Genomic DNA, 3,682 nt, shown 5'->3' with positions numbered 1-3,682 from the left:
TGTTGAACCAATGTAACAAGAGCTTAGTTGATGTCTAGTTGTTCTTGCATTACTTAGAGTTGGAGTTGCGAGCATCACCTCAAAAGTAGAAACCATGTTATAAAACTTGATTGCCCACTCCTCTTTTTTCTCTTCTCTTTGTGCTAAGAACATTGCTATTGCCATAAACATATGTTGAGGCAACTCATTAGGGTTTGAGTTTCTATCTTTTATAAGATATCTGTCGTAGAGTGTTTTAACTCCAAGATAGTTAAACTGCATATCGCGCTCAGGCTTAATATGTTTTTCTAGCTCGTCTAAATTATACATCTCTTTTAAACCATGAAGAAGTCTTCCCTCTTTTTCTCCTCGTTCAAAGTAGTTCTTTAAAGAGCAGTATCCAGTAAAGCCATTTACTTCATGATAAAGGTTAAAGAGAAAAAGTCTTGATGCAACGAATGTCCAGTTTGGAGCATCAATGTCTATCTTATCAACCGCAGTTTTGATTAGAGTTTGTTGTATCTCTTTGGATGTAATTCCATCACGAAAATGAATCTGTGCATCAACCTCTAATTCACTTTGAGAGACATTGCTTAAACCTTCTACAGCTGCAGATGTATATTTTTGAATTTTAGAAATATCTAACTTTTCAGTTCTACCGTTTCTTTTTATAATTGTTATCATTTAATTTCCTAAGTTATGCGAGAGTGATATTATAAATAATTATATCAGCGCTAATTTTAATTTTAATATTCATTTTTAAACTCTTAATTAATATTAAGATAATAGTAGCGCAATTATGTCATTTATTTTCTGAAAACTCTATCAAAAATTCTGTCTACATTTTTGGTATAGTAGTCATAATTAAAACATTCGCGAATTGCATCTTCGCTAAGAGAAGCTCTTAACTCTTCATCTGCTAAGAGATGATTTAGATAAAGGCTTTCACCCTTTTCATTTGTTGTAGGCTTGCCTTGTTGTATCTCTTGCCAAACTTTCATAGCGTTTCTTTGAACTATACGATAAGCATCTTCACGACTAACACCTTTTAGTGGAAGCTCTAGTAGAACACGTTGAGAGAAAACTAAACCGCCAGTTAGGTTTAGGTTTTTCATCATATTCTCTGGATAAACAGTTAGGTTTGCTATAACACTATTCATACGGTGCAGCATAAAGTCAGTAGTTATAAAACTATCTGGCAACCAAAACCTTTCAGTTGAAGAGTGGCTTATATCTCTCTCATGCCAAAGAGCTACATTCTCCATCGCTGGTATTGCATAAGCTCTTATCATCCTAGCTAATCCTGTTATGTTCTCTGTTAGTATAGGATTGCGTTTGTGTGGCATTGCAGATGAGCCTTTTTGCCCTGCTGCAAAATACTCTTCACACTCATAAACTTCTGTTCTTTGCCAGTGACGAACTTGCACCGCAAACTTCTCGATAGAACTCGCCATTAAAGCTAACGCAGTTGCAAGTCTTGCATATCTATCTCGCTGGATTACTTGATTAGATGCTGGTGCAGGTTTGAGTCCTAGCTCTTCGCATGTATACTCTTCAAGCTCAAGAGGTGCGTGAGCAAAGTTACCCATCGCTCCACTAACTTGACCAACACTTATAACTACAAGTGTTTGCTCTAAGTTCTCTAAATGTCTAGCCATCTCATCATACCAAACAGCTAACACAAGACCAAATGTTATAGGCTCTCCATGGATTCCATGACTGCGTCCAACCATCAAAGTCATCTTATGTTCCATCGCTCTTTTCTTGATAGACTCCATAATCATCTTCACATCTTCTATAACTAACTCCAAAGAGCTTTTCATCTGAAGTGCAACAGCAGTGTCAACTGTATCTGAACTTGTCATACCATAGTGAAACCATCTGCTCTCTTCGCCCAGTGTTTCAGAAACACTTGTTGTAAATGCAATAAGGTCATGACGAGTAACTGCTTCAATCTCATCAATCCGCTCAATGTTAAAACCAGCATTATCAACTATTTTTTTGGCATCTTCATCTGGGATAAGCCCTAATCTATTCCAAGCTTTTACAACCGCTTTTTCCACATCCATCCAAGCTTGATATTTTGCTTGCATGGTCCATTTAGAACTCATCTCTTTTCTTGAATATCTCTCTATCATTTATTCAACCTGATTATTGTAAAATTTGTGTAATGTAAGTTAATTACTGATGCCATACACTTTTAATAAGTGCATAAACTAATCGGATATTTTACAAAAAATACGCTAATAAAAGGATTAAATATTGCCATTTGTAATTAAAAAAATGTTTGTTCCCCAAAAAGAGAGAGCCGCTTCTTTTCTAAAAAGAGAGTTAGAACTATCTCAAAGAGATATTCAAAGGTATATAGCCATAGGAAGAGTTCTTGCAAATAAAAAGCCAATAGCAAAACCATCAGAGTATATAGAAGGAGAGATAGAATTTATTCACTTTGAACCTATCTCAAAAGGGCTAGCTCCACATTTGATTGAAGAGAGATTTGTAGTCTTTGATAAACCAAGCGGAATGCTTATCCATCCTCAAAATAGATTTACAGAGTACTCTTTGATAGATGAGTTAAAAGCTCAGTTTGGTATGGATGCAAATATAGCACATAGAATAGATCAAGAGACAAGCGGACTTGTTTTATGTGCAAAAGATAAGAAGAGTGAAGTAGATATCAAGATGATGTTTCAAGAAAGAGATATGAAGAAAAAATATCTTGCAATGGTTCACGGTGAGTTAAAAGATGAACTTCGCATTGACGCTCCGCTTTTGAGATATGATGATGAAAAAAGTGCTCTTGTTAGAATGGTAGTGAAAGTTGATCCAAGCGGTAAAGAGTCTTTAACATTTGTAAAACCACTAAAATATTTCCCCGATACTAATACAACCATAGTAGAGTGTTCTCCTCATACTGGAAGACAACATCAGATAAGAGTTCATATGTTTCACATGAAACATCCAATTGTTGGTGATCCAGTTTATGGCCAGAGTGAAAATAGTGTTGTTAGATATTTAGATAGAGAGTTAGGTATTGATGAAAGAGTAAAATTAAGTGGTGCAAAAAGATTATTATTGCATGCAAATGAATTGGAGTTTGAACTTTATGGAAAAAATTACAATATTAGAAGCAGTGTGAATTTTGAAAAGATTTGTCAAGAAAATATGAAGATATGAAAAGCTACTCATAATTATGTGAATAACTCTTTATATCTTTTAGAGGCATTGTAATTATTAAAATAACAACATATTATAAAAGCTTTCAAAGCCCATGTTATTGGGCTTTTACTGTGGGTATTGTTTCTTGTATTTCAGCATAAATTTATATAAAAATATTCTTAAATTGATAACGAATTTTACAATTCTTTGATAACTTTTCTACTATTGTTCACATATTAGAGCAATGTGTGAATAATACACATTTTATAAAGAATAATAACTTTTTTTTATAATGAAATATTTTTTAAGTAAAGTTTTGAGATTTTATTAATAATACTAAGGTATGATTGTGTTCATAAACGACCTCCCTGGTGTGTTGGTCGTTTACTCCTTTTTAAAGAAATTTATTCTTTAGTCGCAGCTCTTATAAATCCTATTAGACCAACTAAAAAAACTATCACTAAAAAAACTATTTGAAATATCTCTATGTAACTCATTGAAGCTCGCTTTGCGTTTGTTCTTTTAGTTGACCACATGCAGCACT

At 33.8% G+C, this 3,682-nt stretch carries 3 protein-coding genes; 1 reads left to right on the top strand and 2 read right to left on the bottom strand.

Translation table 11 applies throughout. The annotated features are described in order from the left end of the window. Positions 1 to 663, bottom strand: a 663-nt coding sequence (locus tag PHI38_RS09705; protein WP_299855595.1) for a ribonucleotide reductase N-terminal alpha domain-containing protein, incomplete at its 3' end; no start/stop codon positions are given. A 122-nt stretch (positions 664 to 785) separates the two neighbouring features. After that, positions 786 to 2,117 carry an adenylosuccinate lyase gene (purB, locus tag PHI38_RS09700; RefSeq protein WP_299855593.1) on the bottom strand — a complete coding sequence of 444 codons (1,332 nt, stop codon included), beginning with the start codon at positions 2,115 to 2,117 and terminating at the stop codon, positions 786 to 788. A gap of 124 nt (positions 2,118 to 2,241) precedes the next feature. Between purB and PHI38_RS09695 the strand changes: the two genes are divergently transcribed. Continuing rightward, positions 2,242 to 3,156 (top strand): RluA family pseudouridine synthase, encoded by a 915-nt coding sequence (locus PHI38_RS09695; RefSeq protein WP_299855590.1) that lies wholly within the window; start codon positions 2,242 to 2,244, stop codon positions 3,154 to 3,156. The last annotated feature ends 526 nt before the right edge of the window (positions 3,157 to 3,682 follow it).

The sequence above is a fragment of the Sulfurimonas sp. genome, assembly GCF_028694895.1.
GTDB lineage: Bacteria > Campylobacterota > Campylobacteria > Campylobacterales > Sulfurimonadaceae > Sulfurimonas.
Note: the sequence above shows the minus strand (reverse complement) of the source record. Positions and strands in the feature narration are given on the sequence as shown.

Excerpts from the sequence above, each read along its gene's own strand:
- purB (WP_299855593.1), bottom strand. The coding sequence starts at position 2,117 with ATGATAGAGAGATATTCAAGAAAAGAGATGAGTTCTAAATGGACCATG.